At 45.3% G+C, this 19,989-nt stretch carries 20 protein-coding genes; 10 read left to right on the top strand and 10 right to left on the bottom strand.

The features are described 5' to 3' along the window. Positions 1 to 72: 72 nt before the first annotated feature. The 3 genes from K0625_RS07925 to K0625_RS07915 all read right to left on the bottom strand — a co-directional run bounded on the left by K0625_RS07925 (position 73) and on the right by K0625_RS07915 (position 2,838). Positions 73 to 1,371 (bottom strand): ammonium transporter, encoded by a 1,299-nt coding sequence (locus K0625_RS07925; RefSeq protein WP_220109201.1) that lies wholly within the window; start codon positions 1,369 to 1,371, stop codon positions 73 to 75. Continuing rightward, positions 1,372 to 1,710, bottom strand: a complete 339-nt coding sequence (gene glnK / locus K0625_RS07920; RefSeq protein ID WP_065187499.1) for a P-II family nitrogen regulator — start codon at positions 1,708 to 1,710, stop codon at positions 1,372 to 1,374. Positions 1,711 to 2,112: 402 nt separating this feature from the next. Beyond that, positions 2,113 to 2,838, bottom strand: coding sequence for a TerC family protein (locus tag K0625_RS07915; RefSeq protein WP_220109200.1), 726 nt, complete (start codon positions 2,836 to 2,838; stop codon positions 2,113 to 2,115). Positions 2,839 to 3,164: 326 nt separating this feature from the next. On the opposite strand from K0625_RS07915, the gene K0625_RS07910 reads away from it, so the two are divergent. Beyond that, the gene (locus tag K0625_RS07910) at positions 3,165 to 3,866 is read left to right on the top strand and encodes a DedA family protein (RefSeq protein WP_220109199.1); all 702 of its coding nucleotides are present in this window, start codon (positions 3,165 to 3,167) and stop codon (positions 3,864 to 3,866) included. A gap of 51 nt (positions 3,867 to 3,917) precedes the next feature. Here the strand turns inward: K0625_RS07910 and aspA are convergent, their stop codons facing one another. Then, a complete protein-coding gene (aspA, locus tag K0625_RS07905) occupies positions 3,918 to 5,375 on the bottom strand; it encodes an aspartate ammonia-lyase (RefSeq protein ID WP_220109198.1) in 1,458 nt (485 codons plus the stop codon). A gap of 202 nt (positions 5,376 to 5,577) precedes the next feature. Continuing rightward, positions 5,578 to 5,820, bottom strand: coding sequence for a DUF7661 family protein (locus K0625_RS07900; protein WP_438944494.1), 243 nt, complete (start codon positions 5,818 to 5,820; stop codon positions 5,578 to 5,580). Positions 5,821 to 6,173: 353 nt separating this feature from the next. On the opposite strand from K0625_RS07900, the gene K0625_RS07895 reads away from it, so the two are divergent. The 6 genes from K0625_RS07895 to hemL all read left to right on the top strand — a co-directional run bounded on the left by K0625_RS07895 (position 6,174) and on the right by hemL (position 11,103). Next, positions 6,174 to 6,506 (top strand): c-type cytochrome, encoded by a 333-nt coding sequence (locus K0625_RS07895; protein WP_220109196.1) that lies wholly within the window; start codon positions 6,174 to 6,176, stop codon positions 6,504 to 6,506. 2 nt (positions 6,507 to 6,508) lie between these two features. Continuing rightward, positions 6,509 to 7,735, top strand: coding sequence for a sulfite oxidase (locus K0625_RS07890; protein ID WP_220109195.1), 1,227 nt, complete (start codon positions 6,509 to 6,511; stop codon positions 7,733 to 7,735). Next, positions 7,735 to 8,115, top strand: coding sequence for a cytochrome C (locus tag K0625_RS07885; RefSeq protein ID WP_220109194.1), 381 nt, complete (start codon positions 7,735 to 7,737; stop codon positions 8,113 to 8,115). The genes K0625_RS07890 and K0625_RS07885 overlap by 1 nt, the downstream gene beginning before the upstream one ends. Then, the gene (locus tag K0625_RS07880) at positions 8,115 to 8,525 is read left to right on the top strand and encodes a c-type cytochrome (protein ID WP_220109193.1); all 411 of its coding nucleotides are present in this window, start codon (positions 8,115 to 8,117) and stop codon (positions 8,523 to 8,525) included. Before K0625_RS07885 ends, K0625_RS07880 begins: the two co-directional genes overlap by 1 nt. Positions 8,526 to 8,767: 242 nt before the next feature. Further along, the gene (locus K0625_RS07875) at positions 8,768 to 9,787 is read left to right on the top strand and encodes an aspartate carbamoyltransferase (protein ID WP_220109192.1); all 1,020 of its coding nucleotides are present in this window, start codon (positions 8,768 to 8,770) and stop codon (positions 9,785 to 9,787) included. Positions 9,788 to 9,816: 29 nt separating this feature from the next. Then, positions 9,817 to 11,103: a glutamate-1-semialdehyde 2,1-aminomutase gene (hemL, locus tag K0625_RS07870; protein WP_220109191.1), complete on the top strand. Its 1,287-nt coding sequence runs from the start codon at positions 9,817 to 9,819 to the stop codon at positions 11,101 to 11,103. 79 nt (positions 11,104 to 11,182) lie between these two features. Here the strand turns inward: hemL and K0625_RS07865 are convergent, their stop codons facing one another. Then, positions 11,183 to 11,386 (bottom strand): hypothetical protein, encoded by a 204-nt coding sequence (locus tag K0625_RS07865; protein WP_220109190.1) that lies wholly within the window; start codon positions 11,384 to 11,386, stop codon positions 11,183 to 11,185. Positions 11,387 to 11,986: 600 nt separating this feature from the next. Here K0625_RS07865 and nhaD point away from each other — a divergent pair. Next, on the top strand, positions 11,987 to 13,234 hold the full coding sequence (nhaD, locus tag K0625_RS07860; protein WP_220109189.1) for a sodium:proton antiporter NhaD: 1,248 nt from the start codon (positions 11,987 to 11,989) through the stop codon (positions 13,232 to 13,234). A 100-nt stretch (positions 13,235 to 13,334) separates the two neighbouring features. On the opposite strand, the gene K0625_RS07855 is transcribed toward nhaD, so the two are convergent. After that, positions 13,335 to 14,324: a general secretion pathway protein GspB gene (locus K0625_RS07855; RefSeq protein ID WP_220109188.1), complete on the bottom strand. Its 990-nt coding sequence runs from the start codon at positions 14,322 to 14,324 to the stop codon at positions 13,335 to 13,337. After that, positions 14,324 to 15,940, bottom strand: coding sequence for an ExeA family protein (locus tag K0625_RS07850; RefSeq protein WP_220109187.1), 1,617 nt, complete (start codon positions 15,938 to 15,940; stop codon positions 14,324 to 14,326). Before K0625_RS07850 ends, K0625_RS07855 begins: the two co-directional genes overlap by 1 nt. Before the next feature lie 160 nt (positions 15,941 to 16,100). Between K0625_RS07850 and K0625_RS07845 the strand changes: the two genes are divergently transcribed. Together K0625_RS07845 and K0625_RS07840 are read left to right on the top strand one after the other, a co-directional pair. Continuing rightward, on the top strand, positions 16,101 to 17,396 hold the full coding sequence (locus tag K0625_RS07845) for a multifunctional CCA addition/repair protein (protein ID WP_220109186.1): 1,296 nt from the start codon (positions 16,101 to 16,103) through the stop codon (positions 17,394 to 17,396). A 153-nt stretch (positions 17,397 to 17,549) separates the two neighbouring features. After that, entirely contained in the window at positions 17,550 to 17,816 is a 267-nt protein-coding gene (locus K0625_RS07840) for an Lpp/OprI family alanine-zipper lipoprotein (RefSeq protein WP_012323804.1), read from the top strand. A 293-nt stretch (positions 17,817 to 18,109) separates the two neighbouring features. On the opposite strand, the gene K0625_RS07835 is transcribed toward K0625_RS07840, so the two are convergent. Next, a complete protein-coding gene (locus K0625_RS07835) occupies positions 18,110 to 19,015 on the bottom strand; it encodes a L,D-transpeptidase family protein (RefSeq protein WP_220109185.1) in 906 nt (301 codons plus the stop codon). A 92-nt stretch (positions 19,016 to 19,107) separates the two neighbouring features. Further along, positions 19,108 to 19,986, bottom strand: coding sequence for a methyltransferase domain-containing protein (locus tag K0625_RS07830; RefSeq protein WP_220109184.1), 879 nt, complete (start codon positions 19,984 to 19,986; stop codon positions 19,108 to 19,110). Positions 19,987 to 19,989: the final 3 nt, after the last annotated feature.

The raw sequence follows: 19,989 nt of genomic DNA, 5'->3' as shown, positions 1-19,989 counted from the left end.
ACTCTACTCAGGTATTTTTAGTGCTGCTCTGAAAAATTAATCCTGAGCAGCACCAAAGTGAATAGCTAGATTTTACAAAATATAACCACTCTCTTCATGTTCAGACTGATCTAAACCTGTGATCTCTTGCTCGCTACTAACCCTTAAGCCATTAACTAACTTACCGATAATCATAAAGAGTACCCAAGAGACAACCGCTGTATAAGCAAAGGTCGCGACAACACCGATAAGCTGAACGCCAAGTTGATCTAACATGGTCTCATTACCTTCAGCAAACCCATAACCACTAAATACACCTAATTGAGTTGAGCTAAAAATGCCTGCTAGCAAGGTACCTAAAATACCGCCAACACCGTGCACTGGAAAAACATCCAATGAATCATCGATCCTTAACTTTTGTTTGATATAAACCGTCGCGTAGAAACATACCATGCCGCCTAAAAGGCCAATGATCAGTGCGCCACCTGGCCCAACATAACCCGAAGCAGGTGTGATAGTGCCTAATCCCGCCACCATACCGGTTACGACCCCTAACGCGCTGGGCTTACCAAACTTTATCCACTCAATGGCCGCCCAAGTCATGGCGCCCATCGACGCTGCAAGGTGTGTAACCAAAATAGCCATAGCCGCACTACCATTCGCACCGAGTGCACTGCCGCCATTAAAGCCAAACCAGCCGACCCATAACATGCCCGCACCGGTAACTGTCATCGTCAAGTTGTGAGGCATAATCGCTGAGTTAAGAAAACCTTTACGGGGCCCAAGCACTTTTGCAGCCACCAGAGCGGCAACACCCGCTGTGATATGAACAACCGTTCCCCCAGCAAAATCATATAAGCCTAACTCTGCTAACCAGCCACCACCCCACACCCAGTGGGTAATCGGAGCGTAAACCAGAAGCAACCAAGCACCAGAAAACAGCATCACAGCCGAAAACTTCATTCGCTCGGCAAAGCCACCGATAATCAAGGCGGGCGTAATAATGGCAAAAGTCATCTGGAACAACATAAACAGAGGCTCAGGAATATCGCCAGAGAGATCATCTCGGCCCATTCCCGCCAACATCACCTTGTCCAGTCCACCAATAAAACCATTACCACTATCAAATGCAAGCGAGTACCCGATCACAAACCAGAGTACCGAAGCTAGCCCCGCAATAGAGAAACACTGCATCAGTACAGAAAGCACATTTTTGCTGCGTACTAACCCGCCATAGAACAGAGCAAGTCCTGGCAAGGTCATCAATAGAACCAGTGCCGATGAGCTTAATACCCACGCAGTGTTAGCGCCATTAAATGCACTCTCTTCAGCCAAAGCAGGAAGAGAGAAACAACTAAAGCCAATCAGGAAACTCAATATTATCCACTTCATCTAAATAGCCTCATCGCCTTCTTCTGATGTTCTAATACGAACCACCTGCTCTAGTGGGGACACAAAAATTTTGCCATCACCTATTTTGCCCGTATTAGCGGCGCTGATAATCGCTTCAATCACCTCATCTTCATGACCGCTGGATATGGCGATCTCTAGTTTAATTTTTGGTAGGAAATCCACAGAATACTCAGCACCACGATAGAGCTCAGCGTGACCTTTCTGGCGTCCGAACCCTTTGACTTCTGTGACAGTTAAGCCCTGTACTCCCAATGAAGACAAGGCTTCACGGACATCATCTAATTTAAAAGGCTTTATAATTGCGGTGATCAGTTTCAACGCCCTCTCCCGTTTTATTAACTACAAATATTAGTTAACGTTAAAGCAGGAATCAGGCCATTGAGTTAAAGTGTTTATTTTCAATAAATTAAAAATATTGTTAGCTAAAGTGAACCAGCAAGGTGCATCACCATGGTGCATAAAAAATTATCAACGCACACAATAGGTGCATAGCTTCGCACCTTTGATGCATAGAGGTGCAAGCGGGTAATTTTTTTGGGGGGAAATAAAGCCTGCCACGGGAGCAGGCTAATACCAGTCAGTATAAATTCACAAGGAAATACCCTTCTATCAGCTATTCGCCTTGAATTCGTTTGCCAAAAAAAACCTGAGTATCTCAACTTCCTATACTGATTGCTTGATTGCTTGATTGGTTGATAGTTATAAAGGACACCCTGTCGGCTAATCGGCAGGAGTCTCCTCCTTTCGCTTAGATTTGACCCTAAGGTTCAACATCTCCACAGCGATAGAGAAGCCCATAGCAAAGTAGATATAGCCCTTAGGTATATGCACGCCAAACCCTTCAGCCAACAATGTAAAGCCAATTAAGGTGAGGAAAGTCAGCGCTAACATCTTCACCGTTGGATGCCGCTCAACAAAGTCACCTACAGACTTGGCCGCAAACATCATCACACCAACAGCGATCACAATCGCAAGTATCATCACCTCAACATCATCGGCCATACCGACAGCGGTGATCACTGAATCCAATGAAAAGACAATATCGAGGATCGCAATCTGTATTAAGACAAAGAAAAAGCCACTGCCCCTTGCCTTAGGAGCCGTTTCACTCTCTCCCTCTAAACAGCCATGTATCTCGGAGGTACTCTTATAGATAAGGAAGAGTCCACCAAAGAGTAGGATCAGATCACGCCCAGATACACCATGTTCCATCACAGTAATAAAGGGCTCAGTTAGTTTCATCACCCAGGCGATAGAGATAAGCAGGAGAATACGGGTCAGCATCGCCAGACCTAAGCCTAAAACTCGGGCACGCTCTCGTTGATGCTCTGGCAGTCGTCCCACCAAAATGGAGATAAAGATAATGTTGTCAATACCAAGGACAATCTCCAACACAGTTAATGTCAGTAGTGCTAGCCAAGCATTGGGATCGAGTAGTAGTTCCATAGAGAACTCCATAGAAAAAAACAGACAGTGAATAAGCTTAAGATTAAATCAATCAGTGCTCAACTCAGTGAGCTAAGTTGAATAATGTAAAATAAAGGAGGATGGATCACTTTACTTTAAGTCAGACTAAATGAATTAAGAATTAACAGAAGATGTAAGTTTCTTAATCTTCAGAAATAGTTAACTAAGGCTGATAATACCTGATGTATAGTGCAGCACGGGGGTTATCCTTTGCGAGCTATCAGCCGACGCCCCTCTCTCATCGACAGCCCTCTGTCCTGAGCACAGTTTCAACCTTGTGTTAGCTCGATTTAGGAACATTAACTATGCTAGATTCATTTATCTCAGTGCTTACCGCCCTGTGGCAACAAGATTTTGCCCTACTGCAAAGTCCCGGCAGCGCAGCAATGATCTACTTATGTATCTTTTCACTTATCTGGCTTGAAAGCGCGCTTTTGCCCGCAGCACCTATGCCCTGTGACAGTGTCGTTATTCTCTCCGGCAGCTTAGCCGCAGCAGGCATCATCAGTTTGCCTTTGACCTTTACCCTTCTACTAGTTGCGGCCGCCACAGGCAGTTGGGTTGCTTTTCTACAGGGCCGCTGGTTACACAAGCTTCCCAAAATTCAAAAGTGGATAGACGCCGTGCCTGAGCACCGCATGAACACCGTCGATAAGCTGCTTAATCAACATGGATTACTGGCACTTTTTACCGCCCGTTTTATTCCTGTCGTCCGTCCTCTACTGCCGTTAATGATGGGGTTACACATAAAGAAAGTGACCCACTTCCACTACTTTGCTTGGTTAAGTGCAGGGATCTGGTGCGCCTTACTCATCGGTTTTGGCTACTCCCTCTCCTACTTGCCAGAGAAGATCGCAAAAGTGGTCACCATGGGACTGATGATAGCGCCAGTGCTTACCTTAGCCATCGCCATCGTCAGCTTCTTAACCGGTTATCTGCTTAAAAAGAGACGTGCAGTTAAGACTCTTAAGCCACTGACCCAACTTGATGATCAATCACAGGTCTAATAAAAAACCGGAGCATCTAGCTCCGGTTTTCAGTTATTAACTATTATGATTTTAGCCTTTAACGGCTGTCGCAAATCTTTGGGCTTTATATTGAGGATTCATCAGGTTCTCAATGGAGAAGATCTCATCGAGCTGCTCCTCTGATAGTAGTCCTCGCGCTAACACCACCTCTCGCACGCTTTGACCTGTTTCAGCACAAATTTTACCGACGATATCCCCTTCATGATGACCAATAAATGGGTTCAAATAAGTGATGATACCGATAGAGTTAAGTACAAAGTCCTGACAGATCTGACGATTTGCCGTGATCCCCTTAATGCACTTATCTTTAAGCGTAAAGCAGGCATTTTCCAGCAGCGACAATGACTCAAACAGACTCTGTCCAATAACAGGCTCCATCACATTAAGTTGTAACTGCCCCGCTTCAGCCGCCATCGTAATGGTCAAATCGTTACCACATACTTTAAATGCCACCTGATTAACCACCTCAGGGATAACCGGATTAACTTTAGCTGGCATAATTGATGAACCCGCCTGCATTTGAGGTAGGTTTATCTCATTAAATCCACAGCGAGGACCCGAAGACAACAGACGAAGGTCGTTACATATCTTAGACAGCTTGATGGCAAAGCGCTTTAAGGCGCTCGATAGCATCACATAGGCGCCACAATCGGATGTCGCTTCAACTAAGTCTTCTGCAGGTACAAAGGCGTGGCCCGTGATCTCAGCCAGTTTTTCGATGGCTAATTGAGAATAGCCTTGCGGCGTATTAAGTCCGGTACCGATCGCAGTGGCCCCTAAATTGACTTCAAGCAGTAGCTCCTGACAGCGTTGTATGCTTTTCAGCTCCTCCTTCAAGGTAACACCGAAAGCGCGAAACTCCTGCCCAAGGGTCATAGGTACCGCATCTTGTAGCTGAGTTCGCCCCATCTTTAGCACATCATCAAACTCTGCCGACTTAGCCATAAAGGTATCGATAAGTAGAGTCAGAGCAGCTAAAACAGATTCGGTTCGCTCAAACAGCGCAACACGAAAGCCTGTTGGATAGGCATCATTAGTGCTCTGGGACTTATTGACATGATCGTTAGGGTTAATATGTTGATAGCTCCCCTTCTCATGTCCCATCTGAGTCAAGGCGATATTGGCGATCACCTCATTGGTGTTCATATTGACTGAGGTGCCAGCGCCCCCTTGAAATGCATCGACGGGAAACTGATCATAAAATCGCTCACCGGCTAACAGGGTGTCACAAGCCCTAACAATCGCTGCTGCGATATCTTGAGATATGGTGCCTAGCTCTCCATTTGCTAAGGCTGCGGCTTTCTTGGTTTTCACCATGCCGCGAACAAACTCAGGACAATCACCAATTTTTTCACTGCTGATATTAAAGTTTTCCATCGCTCTTAGGGTATGAATACCGTAAAACGCCTCTTTCGGGATCGATTTATCCCCTAGCAGATCCGTTTCTAAACGTGTTTCTTCGCTAAGGTTTGCGTACATTACCGTCATGACTGAATTCACTTATGATTGTGATTAATAAAGGTCTGAGATAACGAAAGGGCAGGAGATAGCTTGAGGTCTTAAGCTATCTATAGCAATGAGATTTGCCCCTTTAACGTCATCGGAAATTGCTCTCCTAACTTAGGGTAACATTGGCACTAAATGGCTCAAATACTTTTATGCAGATTAATATCATTACTTAAAAATATATCTATTTTAGCGCGATGACATGGGGGTGTTTCTCACTAGAGTGCTCATGAAAAATATCATCCAGATACCCAGCTAGATCTTTCTCTGTCAGCTCCGCTGGGATCACTACATCAAACACACGGGAACGTAAACCTAGGCCTGAATCGATAAAGAGCAACCAAGCCCCCTCTTTTCGTTGTACTAACATGGCTTTTCCAAACACATCAAACTTAAGCAAAGTACTTCTCCCACCGTTGAAAAACATGTCAAACCTGACTAAGCAAAGCTAGCAGTTTTGTATCAAAAGCAACATGGCTTACGCCTCTTTTCCTTGAAAAAGCAAGACAAACCTCAAGCTGTTATTACTCATACCGCGCCAATGCTCAAATAACAAACATAACCATTAGTTAATGATTTTCCTTTAAATACTAATACTTAAAGTATTTTTTAGAACTTTTTATATTTTTTCACACACGTTTTTTAACCTTTTAAAGGTAACGTCATGAGCTATAGCACAGTCTAGTTAAATACTTTGATCCTGATCAATTCAATCACGATTTTATTAATTCAATCACAAGTAAAAAATACTAGGCAGCCATCGATAGTGTAAGGAAGGTTATGGGTGTAAATAAAAACAAGAAGAGTCAGGCAATAAAAGCCATATCACTCTCCATTAGTTTATTCGTTATGGGAAGTATTAGCGCAGCTTCAGCGGCAGATGATCAAGCGTTACTGAATATGTGTAAAGCCTGCCATGGCAATGATGGAAGCAGTGAGTTTGCCTCAATTCCAAATCTAAAATGGCAAAACACAGCCTATATGGTGAAACAACTAGAGCAGTTTAAAAGTGGTCAGCGCCAAGATAAAACCATGACTAAAGTCGCCAAAATACTAAATAAAAAACAGATGGAAGCACTGGCAAGCTACTTTAATAAAGGTAAGGAAGAGTAACAATGAGTATCGACAGACGTAAATTTTTAAAGGGCGCCGTAGCCACTTCAGTCACCGCAATGCTGCCAATCAACTGGGCCTTTGCACAAAACCGCCCTGCAGGTATGGCACCGCTCGATCTCTCAGCCGTTAAATGGTCCAATGTAGATGATCTTCCTGAACACTTTAAAGTGCTAAACTCCAGTCCGTTAAACGCCTTCCCACCTGAGCATCTACTTGCCCCAGTAAAGACCCCAGCTGATGTGGCCTTTATCCGCTGGAACGGCCAGATGCCGGACTTTGAAAATATCGATCCCGATACCTGGGAGTTCACCGTCGACGGTGAGTCAATCGAAACCCCAAAGACCTACACCATTGCTGAGCTTAAAAATAAATTTAAAACCCATACTCAGCAGCTGGTACTTGAGTGTGGCGGTAACAGTCGCGAAAACTTCTACCCTAACGCTAAGGGAAATCAATGGAGTAATACTGCGGTTTTTTGTGCAGAGTGGACTGGTGTGCTGGTCAAAGATCTGTTGGCAGATTGTGGTGTTAAGAGTGATGCCGTCTACACGGCGCATTATGGCGCAGATAAGCATATCAGTGGCAAAGGCGCTGCGATCTCTCGTGGTGTACCGATTGAAGCTGCGATGAATGAAAATGCCATGATAGCTTGGGGCATGAATGGCGAAGATATTCCATATATGCACGGTTACCCGCTGCGTATCGTCTTCGGTGGTCGCCCAGGCTCAGTATCACAAAAATGTGCAACAGGCATGGGCGTGCGTGATCGCGTCCACGATGGCAAAAAGATGGAAGCCCCAGCCTATCAGGTTCCTAAACATCCGGTCGCACCTGGCGAAAAAGTCGCTAACAAAGATTTTAAGATTATCGAAGAGATGATTGTTAAATCGCTTATTACCGCGCCGCAAACTGGTGGCGAGCTAGCGCTAGGCAAATCTTTAGAGGTCAGTGGCCATGCTTGGGCAGGTACGCGAGATGTGGCTAAAGTCGAAGTCAGTTATGACTACGGAACAACGTGGCAGACAGCCTCGTTAACGAAACCTGTTAACCCGATGGCGTGGCAACAGTGGAAGGTAAATCTGAAGCTACCTCAGACCGGTTATTATGAGATCTGGGCCAGAGCTACCGATACCAAGGGCGATACTCAACCTATGGTTCAACCTCAATGGAACCCTAAAGGTTACCTATTTAACGGTTGCCACAGAGTCGCTGTAAGGGTCGTATAATGAAAAAACACCTTTGTACGGTCGCACTACTGCTCGCCACCAGCGCTTTTGGCGCTGCCGCCACCGAGCAATATCCGGTTGATAAGGCCACAGGTCTTATCATGGCACCGGGTTGGGAGATGGTTAAAAATCAGTGCAACGCCTGTCATACCAGCTTGATAATTCCCCAGAACGTGGGTAGCCGGGAAGTATGGCGTGACACCATTCAGTGGATGATAGACACCCAAGGCCTATGGGATCTCAATGAAACTTGGGATCCTGTACTCGATTACCTTGAGACCTATTACAATGAATCGGGTATCGATATGAAGATCTTCAGACGTAAGCCATTAGAAGCCGCTCAGATGCCCCCCCTTCCTCAAAAGATGGAGATCGAATAATGACGTTAGTCTTAAAAGCGTCACTATTGACGGCGGGACTTCTACTCTCGAGCAGCGCTATTGCAGCGACAGAGAGCCCAGAAATTGAGTTTAGCAAGGCTTTAGCCGTCACAGAGCTTAAACTCGATAAAGCGCTATTGGCTCAGAAATTTGATCTTACCCAAGGTGAGATGTTGGCCAACACGCGCTGCATCGCTTGTCATGGCAGTGCGATGTTAGGCATGATGCCAACTTATCCGAGCCTGATGGGGCAAAAAACGGCCTACCTGTTTAAGCAACTTATCGACTTTAAGCAGGGGGATAGAACAGACCCTATCATGCAAGCACAAGCAGGCATGTTATCCCAAGCTGAGATGAAAAACGTCGCTTACTACTACTCACAGCAAGCCCCGCTATCATTGACTAAATAATCAAAGCCCTCTTAAAAATCCGGCAGATACTGCCGGATTTTTTTATTGACTAAATACTGGATAAGATAAGCCAACTTTTTGAGTCAAAACTTCCCCTAAATCCCACAAAATAGATCGCGCAGATATTCCACAAACGCTGTGACTCTGGTATAGTGCCGCCTCAGCCACCCTACATAACTTTTGGCATGATAATCGGGTCTATACCTGCTATTCGCGCCCCCAGAAATTGGAAATAAAGGCTGATGACTCAGTTTCAAGGTTCTCATATCCTATCGGTAAACCAGCTCAACCTGGACGCCGTTCAACAGATATTCAATGTTGCTTCCCGCATGACACCCTATGCCCTTAGACAGAAACGTACCACAGTCTTAGATGGTGCCATCTTAGGCAATCTGTTTTTCGAACCAAGTACACGTACTCGTATCAGCTTCGGTTGCGCATTTAACCTGCTCGGCGGTAAAGTCAACGAAACCGTTGGTATGGCATCATCGTCACTGTCAAAAGGTGAATCCCTCTACGATACAGCCCGAGTGCTCTCAAGCTACTCAGATGTGATTGCGATGCGCCACCCTGAAGCTTTCTCAGTAAAAGAGTTTGCTCAAGGTAGCCGTGTACCAGTGATTAATGGCGGCGATGGCTCCAACGAGCATCCAACTCAGGCCCTACTGGATCTGTTTACCATACAGAAAGAGCTCGCAACCCAAGGGCAAGATATCAGCGGTATGAATATCGCGATGGTGGGCGACCTTAAATTTGGCCGTACTGTGCACTCGCTCTCTCGTCTGCTGTGTATGTATAAAGATGTGACCTTCACATTGGTTTCACCAAAAGAGTTGGCGATGCCTGACTATGTATTAAATGACATAGAAAATGCTGGGCATAAGATCACAATTACCGATCAACTTGAGGGTAATCTGGATCAGGCTGATATACTCTACCTCACACGCATTCAAGAGGAGCGTTTTCCTTCACAGGAAGAGGCCAATAAATATCGTGGTAAGTTCCGACTGAACCACACTATTTATACGAAACACTGCAAATCAAATACAGTGATCATGCACCCGCTACCTAGAGACTCTCGTGAGCAAGCCAATGAACTGGATAATGACCTTAACAGTCACCCTAATCTGGCTATCTTTAGACAAGCAGATAACGGCCTGCTGATCCGTATGGCACTATTTGCACTGACACTCGGTGTTGACACACAACTAGAGAAACATGAGTGTCCGGTTAACTGGTATTCACGTAAAGCCGAACTATAACCCGGCAACAGACTTTTAAAGGATTGATAATGACCCGTTCCGACGAACTATTTGAACAGGCTAAAAAAACCATCCCAGGCGGTGTTAACTCACCAGTACGTGCTTTTAATGGCGTAGGTGGTTCACCTCGCTTTATCGATAAAGCTGATGGTGCCTATATCTATGATGCTGACGGCAAAGCTTACATCGATTATGTGGGTTCTTGGGGCCCGATGATCTTAGGTCACAACCACCCAAAAATTCGTCAAGCAGTATTAGAAGCCGTTGAAAATGGTCTCTCTTTCGGCGCGCCAACTGAACTTGAAGTCAAGATGGCTGAGAAAGTTATCGAGATGGTTCCTTCAATGGAGCAGGTTCGTATGGTGAGTTCAGGTACTGAAGCAACCATGAGCGCTATTCGTCTTGCACGTGGCTTCACTAACCGTGACAAGATCCTAAAATTTGAAGGTTGCTACCACGGTCACGCTGACTGTCTATTGGTCAAAGCAGGTTCTGGTGCACTGACTTTAGGCCAACCTAGCTCTCCAGGGATCCCTGAAGATTTCGCTAAGCACACGTTAACGGCAACCTATAACGAACTGAAGTCGGTAAAGACCCTGTTTGAACAGTACCCAGAAGAGATCTCTTGTATCATTCTTGAGCCTGTTGCTGGCAACATGAACTGCATTCCACCTGTAGAGGGCTTCCTTGAAGGTCTACGTGCAATTTGTGATCAGTATGGCGCACTGCTTATTATCGATGAGGTGATGACAGGTTTCCGTGTATCTAAGAGCGGCGCTCAAGGTCACTACGGTATTACCCCTGACCTAACTACACTAGGTAAAGTCATTGGCGGCGGCATGCCAGTTGGCGCATTTGGCGGACGTAAAGATGTGATGCAGTTTATCGCACCTACCGGCCCTGTTTATCAAGCAGGTACTCTTTCTGGTAACCCAATCGCCATGTCTGCGGGTCTTGCCCAGATGGAAGAGTTATGTGCTGAGGGTTTGTATGAAGAGTTAGCCGCTAAGACTAAGCGCATTGCCGAAGGCTTTAAAGCTGCTGCAAACAAGCATGGCATCCCTATGTCTATCAACTATGTAGGCGGCATGTTTGGCTTCTTCTTCACCGAAGAGGAGAAGGTGACACGTTTCGATCAAGTAACCCAGTGTGATGCAGAGAAATTCCCTGAATTCTATCACGGCATGCTAGATGAGGGTGTTTACTTAGCCCCTAGCGCCTACGAAGCAGGCTTCCTCTCTATGGCTCATGGTGAGAAAGAGCTAGAAGAGACATTAGCAGCTGCTGAACGCGTATTCGCTAAAATGGCTAAATAACTAATTGCTATTCCACTAGCCATTAAGTTTCAGGCACAAAAAAAGGACGCATCAAGCGTCCTTTTTTATGCTCTTAATGTTAAAAAGGCCGTCTTTTCTCATGACCAAACATCCAAGCTGAGCGAAGAATGATTAATGCGATAAATGTTTGAATTAGCAGTGTCGGATGATCCATCGCCACCCCAAGATTATCTAGTATTCCAAAGCCTACAAACTGCTTAGCGCATACAACCAACCAAGCCAATGACCCCAGTAACAAAATAGCTCTTAGCAAAAACTTCATACGACAACCTCCCATCAATCCGCGTAAATTTAGACAATGTGCCAACAATCATTTACCCGTAAAACCCATGTCCTCTACTAGACACATTGTGAAACACTTTACTGGATACTTTTTGAGCAGTCAATATTTTGACACTGGTAGAAATAGGAGAAAAAATGAGGATTATTAAGTTACGAAAGCTGTATATAAGATACGCAATTGCAAGTCATTATTTATTTTAAATATTTACACCAACAGATTTCCCTAATAAATAAAAAAATAAATTAGCATTTCTTATGGATTTTTAGAAAATACTGACTAGCAATCACCATATTCCACTTAAAAAAGCGTTATCTCTAAGTAAACTGTTCGCAGTTATCACTAAAAATTACATCCAGCCCGATAACTTTCAGCTCCTGTTTCATTGACAATGTATTAACCATAACCACCAAGGTGACTCTTGCCTCAGTTTTCCAGAAAACATGAGCCAGTTAACACTTGTGTTATCCCCCTCTCTGTGGCCTAATTCGCACCGCAAAGCACACCAAGATTAACCAAACCTTAAAATTAAACCGTTTACTGCTACCTAGTAGACCCATAATCAGCTGTAGGAACTGTCGTATGCTCTACATATTCCTTATCTCTCTCGCCGTTCTGGCGCTGTTAAGTATCATCTTCGAGGAGGTAACCCACCTCAACAAAGCCAAAACCACCCTATTTTTTGGCTGTATCTCTTGGATCGCACTCTTTATGTCAGCAGGAGATCCTGGCCATGAAAAGTTGATCGCAGCTGAGTTAAATGAAAACCTACTTGAGATAGCCACGCTTTGGTTGTTCTTAATGTCGACCATGACCTTTGTCGCCTACCTGAATGCTAAGGGGATGATCCAGATCTTGGTGCAAAAGCTATTTCCCCAGAAGGTGTCAGTACGAGTCTTAATGCTGCAGGTCGCGCTTTTCTCTCTTATTCTTTCGGCTATCTGCGACAATGTCACCGCGACGTTAGTGTCACTGGGATTGCTAACCACCTTCAAGCTTGATAATCAGATGAGACGCAGGATGGCAGTGCTGATCATTTTCGCGGTCAACTCAGGGGGCGTTTCATTAATCACTGGAGATGTGACCACCTTGATGATCTTCCTTGGAGGTCATGTACAGATGTCAGAGCTGCTTATCCTCTTTGTACCTGCTGCGGTCAGTGTCATGTTACTTGCGGTATTGTTCTCTCTTAAGGCCGAAGGTCATGTCAGTACCACTCCAATAACACGTGATTACCATAAGGTCGATGTTGTTATCGCCTTCATCTTTTTCTGTACGATTATCGCGACCATGGCATTGAATATCCTGTTTGGGATCCCACCCGTGCTCACTTTCTTAACCGGTCTCTCGATCCTATTTCTGGTGGGACATAACTTTCGAAGTAAAAAGGAGGAGATGGAGATTCTGGAGTACATTAGACAGGTGGAGTATGACACCCTGCTGTTCTTCCTAGGAATACTGCTACTGGTTGGGATGCTAAAAGAGATAGGTACATTAGATCTATTAACTGAGGTCTACGCCATGTATGACCCAAATATCTCAAACTTTGTTACCGGTATTGGCTCAGCCATCTTAGATAACGTGCCACTTACCGCTGCTCTATTGAAAGCGGAACCGGTATTAACCACGGCAGAATGGTTAGGCTTAACCTACTCAGTTGGCGTCGGCGGCTCCCTACTGGTCATAGGCTCAGCATCGGGCATTATCGCCATGAGCAAGGTTAAAGAACTGACCTTTGTCAGCTACCTTAAATATGTTCCTGCACTACTGCTTTGTTACAGCTTAGGTTATGGTTTAACTCTCTTTATCGCCAATCATCTTCATGGTTAAGACGGTAATTGATAGAGACAAAAAAGCCTGTGAATACTCCCTTTAATGACGCATTCACAGGCTTTTGTCAGTTAGCCATAATATTTAAAAACCATAGCACTTAAATTGCTGGCACCTTAAATTCAGTCCCTTGGATGGCTAGTACTACATCTCGCGGTCTTATCTCCACAATCTCAAGTTTGCCTCCAATAGAGTCCCCCTGCTGCAGCTCAGCACCATCGACATTAAGCCATCGATTATTGGGATCGCTAGAGTATACATGGGCATTGATATTAAACTCTGGTACCTGCAGTTGCAGACCTGCGGGCAGTTGACCGTAACTGGGTAGAGTGTCCTGCTTTGGTGTGGGAATGGGGTCAAGGCTCTTTTGCGTCACAGGTGTTGCCACCGATCTATTCACTTCAACCTCTTTCAGTGCAGCCTCGAATGCAGCTAACAGGTTACCCTCACTCTGATAGTTACGGGTTTCCTCCTCAACTTGAGGTTGAGCTTGATTTTGCGTCTGCTCAGGTTGTTGCAGAACTTGACTCTTAGTCATCCCCAAATCATGAGCTGCTGAATCCACCTGATACTTAAGTGAATTGAGTAACTCCTGACCTTTATGGTTTGCATTCGCGCCCAAAATAATAGGCTCACTTGCTGTATCATCGACAGAAGATGTTGCTAAATTTCGCTGAGAATGCTCCCTGACCGCTTGCCTTGGCTGAGTTTGAGGCTGAGATTGAGCCTGATACCTTACTGGCATTGACTCTGCGATAGGAAGTGCCACCTTACCCGCAAGCTGAATACCGTTTTTAACCGAAGCAGAACTCTCATCAGCCACCGCTATCTCTTGCACTTTTTCAAATAAAATAGGCTCTACTTGTTGAGACTGATTTTCAGTCTTTGTCACCTCAGTGCTTTGATCGCGAACCAGCCAAGTGATCACCACTAACAAGCTCAAAATCACTAAGCTAAGTAGAAGCAACACCCCTCTATTTCTCCCTCTACTTAGCTGCTCATATTGCGCTCTTGGGGTCAGTACCGGATCTAGGTTTATATCGGCATCTTGCTGTTTAGCCCGAGTAACAGCGTCGAGTAAAATAGACATTAGTAGTGACCCTTAGCTTGCATCAACCTTGGCCCTTGGGCACTCAAGTAGAGATTAAGCTGAACTAATGTCTGACTGCCGGCAATGGCATCCGCTCTCAATCCATGCTTACGCTGGAAGCGTTTTAACTGCTCCTCCAGCTGAGTATCAAATCGACTCACCAGACGAGGAGCTGTGTTATCTATTTTAGCTAAGCTATTTTCCAGCCACTGGATCTGCGCCGGATTTGAGCCTTTGCCTATCTCATGGGGCAGCTCATCTGGCGCCTGCCAGAGTAGCTCAAATGTGCCGCTAAAGTGACGGTTAAACCACTCTCTGTCGACCCAAAGTTGCTGCTCATTAAGCTGGAGAAGTAACTGATCGCCACTTCTTGATACTACCGTCCCATAGAATGCTTCATCTTGGCCATCGACCAGATAGACCACCGCAGGGAAGTTAAGACGGGTTAATGAGTTCCAGTTCCCCTGTTGCTGAAAACATGAAAGCCCTTGTTGCTCGGCAGACTGACAGGCACTCAAACCTAAATAGGGTACTTTCCCCCAAAGACCTAAAATACTGGCATAGGCTGTATCTATGTTGCGGCTATTCGCAATCGCATCATTTAACACCCGCTGACTCGCATCTAACTTATTTTCGCGACTGGCTTTAACTGGCTCAGCGCTAACTTCAGGCTTAACAACAGGGCTGACTTGGGCCGATGGCGTCGCCACTGCACTCTGCTGCTTGGTGAGTAACAGATAACCTAACACACAGCTCAATCCCACCGCTGCTGCGATACCCGCAGGCAGTAGGTAGTTAGTCTGCTTAATCTCCTCTCCTAGCACTTCGGCTGAAGCTGAGATCACCATCTTTTTATCTACGGGAACTTTTGACTTAGCGTAGCTCGCCATTAATGCGCGCTCACATAAAAGATTAATTAAACGAGGAATACCACCACTGTATCTGTGTAACGCTTTGATAGCCCCCGTATTAAACAGTGGCTCATGACGCCCAGCCACTTGCAACCTGTGGTGAACATATAACCCCACCTCTTCAGGCGTTAGTGGCAGCAGGTGGTATCTTGCGGTGATCCTCTGCGCCAACTGGCGTAACTCTTGACGTTTAAGGAGTTGCTGAAGCTCAGGCTGACCAATTAAAATAACCTGCAGTAGCTTTTTGGTATCGGTTTCAAGGTTGGTTAGCAGACGTAACTGCTCAAGTACTTCCGCTCTTAGATGCTGGGCCTCATCAATAATGAGAACGGTATTGCGTCCCTTCTCATGGTTAGCCAGCAGATACTTACTCAACAGATCCGTTAACTGCTTCAGTGTCGGCTCTTTCTCATATTCGATTGAAAGCTCATCACATAAGGTGGCAAGCAACTCGAGCTCGGTAAGAGAAGGATTGAGAATAAAAGCGGTATCCGTATTCTCCGGCAGCTGATTGAGCAGGCAGCGAGAGACGGTGGTTTTACCCGTGCCAACCTCTCCAGTTAGCAGGACAAAGCCCCCTGTGTCGCCTAAACCATAAGTTAGATGTGCTAATGCTTCACGATGGCGATCGCTGAGGAACAGATAATGGGGGTTGGGTGCGATAGAGAAAGGGTTATCGCTTAATCCAAAAAACGCCTTGTACATGCAGTTATCTATCCTTATAACGACAAAATAGTAAAAAAACAGTTCAAATTAAAGCTAACAGCCTAGCATGTCAAAAAATGGATGAAAAAATGCGTCTGTATGCCGATTCAAGGCATGATAAGCTTCCTACATCACAGTAAAAGAGGCAGTGGATCCAAAAGTGAAATTTTATCTGGTCGGCGGCGCGGTTCGCGACAATCTACTCAAACTTCCCATTAAAGATCGTGACTACATGGTGGTCGGCGCGACGCCAGAGCAGATGTTTGAGCTGGGCTATAAACAGGTGGGTAAAGATTTCCCCGTTTTTCTGCACCCTAAAACCCAGCAAGAGTATGCATTAGCGCGCACAGAGCGAAAAACAGGTAGTGGCTATGGCGGCTTTAGCTGTAATGCCAGTCCAGATGTGACTCTGGAAGAGGATCTGCTTCGCCGCGATCTGACCATCAATGCTATCGCACAAGACGACAAAGGTGAGCTATTCGACCCCTATGGCGGTATCAAAGATATAGAGAGAAAACGACTTCGCCATGTCTCAGGCGCATTCGTAGAAGATCCCTTAAGGGTACTAAGAGTAGCCCGCTTTGCCGCTCGTTTTTACCACCTTGGCTTTACCGTTGCCGATGAAACATTGGCACTGATGACCAAGATCAGCCAAAGCGGTGAGCTTGAGGCGTTAACGCCTGAGCGGGTGTTTCTCGAGCTCGATAAGGCACTATCAACTCAAAGTCCGCAAGTTTTTATTGAGGTTCTTAACCAGTGCCAAGCACTTGAGATCCTCTTCCCCGAGATCCATGCCCTCTTTGGCATTCCTCAACCTGAAAAGTGGCACCCTGAGATAGATACTGGCATACACACACTCATGGTACTAGCTCAGGCGGCTAAACTTTCCGATGAAAACAGTGTGCGCTTTGCAGCACTTGTTCACGACTTAGGTAAAGCCTTAAGCCCAAAAGCGACGCTACCGAAACACCATGGTCATGGCCAATCCGGCTTAGCCCTCATTAAGACACTCTGCGCCCGAGTCAAAGTGCCCAATGAGTACCGAGATTTAGCTCTACTTGTTAGCGATCAGCATCAGAATGTCCATAATATCCGTGAACTGCGCCCTGAGACCTTAATTAAGATATTTGATAAAGCGGATCTTTGGCGTAAGCCGGACAGACTGAAGCAACTTGCTACAGCTTGTGAAGCTGACTCAAAAGGTCGATTAGGGTTGGAGAATAGTCCTTATCCTCAAGCTGATTATCTAAGGGAGAGTTTTAAAGTCGCAAGCTCAGTCGCAGTAAAACCTATCATAGAAGCGGGCTTTAAAGGTGCAGAGATTAAAGAGCAACTTAAATTAAAGCGTATTGAAATTGTCACAGAGTTTAAAAGAAATTTTAATGAAAGCGCTATAGAGTTATTAACTAAAAAGACGACAAGAGTTGATCTAAAACGCGAAACGGTCAAAAAATAGGGGTTCAACTTGCTTTTTTGCCTATATTCATTAAGGTATTCAGACCTTAGGGTGAAAATTCGTAGCAAAATACAGTAGCTATGACATAATTAACCTGTTCAGTTGTAATGTACAGCTGTACAAATTTACCAACCTATATAAAGGGATTTCCCAATGAACAAAAAAGTACTTATGATTGCTGGCGTAGCAATGACTGCCCTTCTAGGTGGCTGTGCAAACACTACTGCTCTTGAAGAAAGTGTAGCTAACCTTGGCAACAAAGTTGACCAGCTATCTTCTGAAGTAAGCGCGCTTAAGTCAGAGCAAGGCGCTCTTTCTGCAGACGTTAAAGATGCAAAAGCAGCTGCTATGGATGCTCAAGCAGAAGCTCAGCGTGCTAACGCTCGCATCGACAACGTTGCTTCTTCTTACAAGAAGTAATTTGTCGGTATCGGCAACGCATCTTGTGTTGCCGATACACCCTTTTTTAAACTCCGCTCCTCATCTTCTTCCCTGTATAACTCCCTAGACGTAAATCTTGTCGACTCAAACACAAAACGATGCCGCCTGTTGAAAGCCTAGCGCTAAATTGTGGCCATAGTATTGGATAGTTGAAAGCTTATACAACATAGCCATTGCCAACGTACCAAAAACCTCAGCAAATTAGCTATCCCAGGAACAAAAAAGCACTCCTAAGAGCGCTTAATGAGATCGTTATGCTATATCGGCTGGTTTTACAAGCTAATATTAATCGGTAACCCATCTTGAGCAAGTAATGCATCATTGGCTTTAAAGCTATCCACACTCTCTTGACTGATAAACTTAACAATCCCAGCAGTCAAACTCACCACCTTCTCTCTGCTGGCGTCTAGCTCTGACTTTGATAGCGCAGAGTGCACCTCAATGATCTGCTCCCCATCTGGCTCAGAAGAGGTTTTAACAGTCTGGTTGATAATTCTAACTGGGTCGCCATATTTAGCCTGATGAAATAACCACTCAATATCATCCGGATTTAGACGGATACAACCAGAACTAACACGCATGCCGATCCCAAAATCTTTATTGGTACCGTGAATAAGGTAGCTGCCATCGCCGTAGGAGAGCTGCATTGCGTATTTCCCCAGCGGATTATCTGGCCCTGCCGGTACAATTCTCGGAAGCACCTCACCACGCTCCTCTAGATGATCTTTTCGAATACTGGCAGGTGGCGTCCAACTTGGATTGGGGATCCTAGATTTAATCTTAGTGACCATCTCAGGAGTTTCTCGACCAATACGTCCTATCCCAACAGGGAAAACATGGACCTCTTTGCCATTTTTAGGAAAGTAGTAGAGACGAAGCTCAGGCAGATTAATCACAATCCCAGTACGTGGAACATCAGGCAACAGCATTTGAGTAGGGATAACAAGCTTAGTACCCACATCAGGTAGAAATGGATCCACACCTGGGTTGGTTTCCATTAACTCCAAAATGCCTATGTTGTACTGTTTAGCTATCGTTTGAAAGAAGTCCCCCTTAACAACAGTGTGCATCTGGATCTCGCCAATAAGGCGACTACCATTTTCCGGCAATGTGTAGACATTTGCCAACGCAACAGAGGGGATTAAGCTTATAATGACCCACAATAACACTCGCATCATAGTTAACTCTACTTCCTAATTTAGTACCATAAAACTGGTTTAACGCTTAATAAGGCGATGAACCAACCGGAAACACATCCATGCATTGATGACTATCTCTTCTTAGACAGAGTAATCATGAAATCTATTTCAAGTTTATCAAATGAACTTGAAGCTAGCTGCTTGCGTACCTTCTCATTCGCTCTCCAGGCATAAGGTGTCATCTCCAGCAGAGCTAGAGCCTGAGCACCGTCAACTGACAGCGTAAAACTCACCTGCTCAGTGTGCAACAGCTCAAGCTCTGCAGACTTAGGCAAGTTAACCGCTTTTTCGGTAAGATCTGGATACACATGAGATTTTATCTGCCAAAGATGACGTGGAGCTGGTGAGACCTGAATCAGGTATCCACCCGGCTTTAACACCCGAATCAACTCTTTCCCCTTAAGCTGTTTATCAATTAAGGTTATCAGCTCAAAGCTCTCATCGGCAAAGGGTAACCGCTTTAACGTGCTTACGATAAACGTGCTATCGTTTTGCTCCTCCCCCTCTTCAAGCAAACACTTAGCTTCAGCTTGGATCTTCGCAGCCGAAAACAGCGCGTTTTCAGCCTCTGTGATCCCATAAGCACTCATCCCCGAAACGATACCTTTCCCTTCGGGGTTCTGAGCAAGCAGTGCTTTAATCGCTCTTAAGTAGTAGCCTTCACCACAATCATAATCTAAGTAGCTTATCTCGTCTGTCGCCAAATCAGCCTTGCGGATCATAGCTTCGACATTATCAACCACAGGTTGAAAAATCCCCGACTCTAACAGGAAGCGCTTAGCTCTCATCACCTGTCTAGAGTCTATCTGAGGCTTCTTAGCCTGACTGAAGATCCAGTAACCATTTTCATGCTTATCAAGATGGTGTTTCTTAGTGCAGTGCAAGCCCCCAGAGGCCTCATGAATTAACAGAGGCTGATCGCACACAGGACAAAGGTAAAGACTTTTCATGAT

Origin of the sequence: Shewanella nanhaiensis, from assembly GCF_019457885.1 — a bacterium.
Taxonomy (GTDB): domain Bacteria; phylum Pseudomonadota; class Gammaproteobacteria; order Enterobacterales; family Shewanellaceae; genus Shewanella; species Shewanella nanhaiensis.
Note: the sequence above shows the minus strand (reverse complement) of the source record. Positions and strands in the feature narration are given on the sequence as shown.

Coding starts and splice junctions, on each gene's coding strand:
- K0625_RS07875 (WP_220109192.1), top strand. CDS start 8,768: ATGACTCAGTTTCAAGGTTCTCATATCCTATCGGTAAACCAGCTCAAC.
- K0625_RS07865 (WP_220109190.1), bottom strand. CDS start 11,386: ATGAAGTTTTTGCTAAGAGCTATTTTGTTACTGGGGTCATTGGCTTGG.
- K0625_RS07880 (WP_220109193.1), top strand. CDS start 8,115: ATGACGTTAGTCTTAAAAGCGTCACTATTGACGGCGGGACTTCTACTC.
- nhaD (WP_220109189.1), top strand. CDS start 11,987: ATGCTCTACATATTCCTTATCTCTCTCGCCGTTCTGGCGCTGTTAAGT.
- K0625_RS07850 (WP_220109187.1), bottom strand. CDS start 15,940: ATGTACAAGGCGTTTTTTGGATTAAGCGATAACCCTTTCTCTATCGCA.
- K0625_RS07895 (WP_220109196.1), top strand. CDS start 6,174: ATGGGTGTAAATAAAAACAAGAAGAGTCAGGCAATAAAAGCCATATCA.
- K0625_RS07890 (WP_220109195.1), top strand. CDS start 6,509: ATGAGTATCGACAGACGTAAATTTTTAAAGGGCGCCGTAGCCACTTCA.
- K0625_RS07830 (WP_220109184.1), bottom strand. CDS start 19,986: ATGAAAAGTCTTTACCTTTGTCCTGTGTGCGATCAGCCTCTGTTAATT.
- K0625_RS07900 (WP_438944494.1), bottom strand. CDS start 5,820: ATGTTTTTCAACGGTGGGAGAAGTACTTTGCTTAAGTTTGATGTGTTT.
- K0625_RS07885 (WP_220109194.1), top strand. CDS start 7,735: ATGAAAAAACACCTTTGTACGGTCGCACTACTGCTCGCCACCAGCGCT.
- K0625_RS07915 (WP_220109200.1), bottom strand. CDS start 2,838: ATGGAACTACTACTCGATCCCAATGCTTGGCTAGCACTACTGACATTA.
- K0625_RS07855 (WP_220109188.1), bottom strand. CDS start 14,324: ATGTCTATTTTACTCGACGCTGTTACTCGGGCTAAACAGCAAGATGCC.
- K0625_RS07835 (WP_220109185.1), bottom strand. CDS start 19,015: ATGATGCGAGTGTTATTGTGGGTCATTATAAGCTTAATCCCCTCTGTT.
- aspA (WP_220109198.1), bottom strand. CDS start 5,375: ATGACGGTAATGTACGCAAACCTTAGCGAAGAAACACGTTTAGAAACG.
- K0625_RS07925 (WP_220109201.1), bottom strand. CDS start 1,371: ATGAAGTGGATAATATTGAGTTTCCTGATTGGCTTTAGTTGTTTCTCT.
- K0625_RS07910 (WP_220109199.1), top strand. CDS start 3,165: ATGCTAGATTCATTTATCTCAGTGCTTACCGCCCTGTGGCAACAAGAT.
- hemL (WP_220109191.1), top strand. CDS start 9,817: ATGACCCGTTCCGACGAACTATTTGAACAGGCTAAAAAAACCATCCCA.
- K0625_RS07840 (WP_012323804.1), top strand. CDS start 17,550: ATGAACAAAAAAGTACTTATGATTGCTGGCGTAGCAATGACTGCCCTT.